This is a genomic window from Kitasatospora sp. MBT63 (genome assembly GCF_000710465.2).
In the GTDB taxonomy this organism is placed as follows: domain Bacteria; phylum Actinomycetota; class Actinomycetes; order Streptomycetales; family Streptomycetaceae; genus Kitasatospora.
The window spans coordinates 1-1,991 of the sequence record NZ_JAIZ01000198.1 but is presented as its reverse complement, the minus strand read 5'-3'; the positions used below and the strand labels follow the sequence as shown (position 1 = coordinate 1,991).

General features: G+C 67.4%; 2 protein-coding genes. Both read right to left on the bottom strand.

All coding sequences use genetic code 11. The features are described 5' to 3' along the window. Positions 1–984: 984 nt before the first annotated feature. Positions 985–1,236: a hypothetical protein gene (locus AA75_RS13870; protein ID WP_033820282.1), complete on the bottom strand. Its 252-nt coding sequence runs from the start codon at positions 1,234–1,236 to the stop codon at positions 985–987. Further along, a complete protein-coding gene (locus AA75_RS13865) occupies positions 1,233–1,583 on the bottom strand; it encodes a hypothetical protein (RefSeq protein ID WP_033820281.1) in 351 nt (116 codons plus the stop codon). The genes AA75_RS13870 and AA75_RS13865 overlap by 4 nt, the downstream gene beginning before the upstream one ends. Positions 1,584–1,991: the final 408 nt, after the last annotated feature.

Sequence of the window (1,991 nt, the reverse complement as noted above, 5' to 3'; positions counted from 1 at the left end):
CCACCACCCCCGGCACCGCCCGTGAACGATGCCCCGTCCACTCCCCCGTCGGTGGAGCCGTCCGCCGCCACACGGGCCTGCGCGAGAAGCTCCCGGTGAACCGCCGCCGCGTTCCCGCACCACAACGCCAACCGCGCGTGGACCTCGTCCGTGACCGTGAACCGCGGCCTGGGCCTGCGCGCCGTCCGGCCCTCCTCCCGCGCCACCTGCAGCCACCGCTGCACCGTCCGCACCTACCGGCCCGCCGACAAAGCCGCAAGACGCACATGACCGGGCGTCAGAACACCGCGTTCCTCCAGAGCCAGAAGCCGGAACACCACCTGCTCACGCACCACCCACGCCGGACCGCCGGACCCTGCCGCATCGCTCCCGCCGCTATCCGCCATCCACACCCCTCCCGGCCCGTCCGAGGCACCCGGCAACGACCAGACCCGTCCCCCGCCCTCCCAGGAAGACAGCAACCGCACCACGACGACGCCCGAAACCGCATTCCGATGACACCGCCAGGACCATCTGGTACAAGCCGGACATGCCATCAGCGTTAAGGAAGCTGCACGAACCTGCCCGGGCAAAACGTCCCAGAAGCCGCACCAGACTGACGCACCACCAGCCAACACCACCACTCACCAGCAAAAACAGCCCCGCACCCAACGACAGAAAACCGCCGCATCCGACGTCAGATACATGCAGCTTCACAGGTTGCCGAGCTGAGTGAGTGGGTGACGAAGTGCACCCACGCCCTGCACGACGAGCTGGCCGAGCAGCTGCACGACCGTCAGGAGCAGCCTGGCGCGGGCTGATTCGGAGTCGCGTGTCCGCCCCGTCTGATGTTTGGCGGGGCGGGCTCGAAATGTCGTGGCGGCCAGCCTCACGGAGGCTTCGTGACTGGGCGGAGCGAACGCGGAGTGGAACGTGATGGACGGCAGCACAGGCAGCACTGAATTCGCGCGATCGTTGATTCAGAATCGGGCCCTGCCTCCGGTCCTACAAGGACTGGACTCGCAGGATGTAGACGCGTTCATCGCGCGGGACAATGATGTACCAGAAAATACCGTCTTCAATGTCGGCGGTTTTCATCTTTTCGCCCGGTCCCTGGTAGGTGGTGCCGTCCAGGTACAACGCGGCGGCGGCACGGACGATCTCGTCGGCCTTCTTCTCGACCTGGGCGACGAAGGCGAGCAGCGCGCCGGCGGCGACGTTGTCCTCGTCCGGGTTGTACTCCCAAGCCCAAGTCACCCGCGCACCGCTTCGGCGGCGGCGTTCACGATCGCTCCGGCGAGCGCGGCCTGTTGCTTGCGCTCCTCCGGGGTCGGTGCGTGATGGGCGAGGTACTCGGCGCGGTGCAGTTCGGCGAGCGTCTCCGGGTGGCGGGCGATCTCGACGTCCACGGCCCACTTCGTGGTGAAGCGCAGCAGGGGCTTGAGGCTCTGGCGCTCCACCGCTTCCGTCATGGCCTGGGCCTGGTCAGCGGTCATCTCGGTCAGCCGGTTCGGCATGAGGGCGGCGACCGCCTCGTACAGGGCCAGGGGTGTCTGGGCCGGCTGCGGGATCAGCTCGGGACCGTGGATCGGTTGAGCGCTCATCGATTCCTCCCTCTCAGGTACCCAGGACACCGTACGGCAGTCGGGCACCGCCGGGTGAACCTGAGGCACTGGAGTTGGCCGGTACCGGCAGCGGAGCCGGCCGCCGCATGGCTTGGCGCGCCCTCACCTTGCACAGTCGCAACCAGGCGGACGCACAGAAAAAGAACAACCGCAGCGCCCGTGCACGTTCCGTGAGCCCCGATCCCGGGCGGGCGGTGTTGGGTCGGCTCACCGCTCGTGGAATAGCGGGCTCATTCTGCAAAGGCTGGTACTGGCCTTCGGGTCGTGTCTCATGAATTCCGGGAAGGGGAATGGTCATAGTGGCAAAGAAATTGCGCCCGAACCAGGAAGAGGCGTGCGACGCGGCGGTACGACTTCTGACGCCTCCGGCGTCGGGTCTGGTGCCGC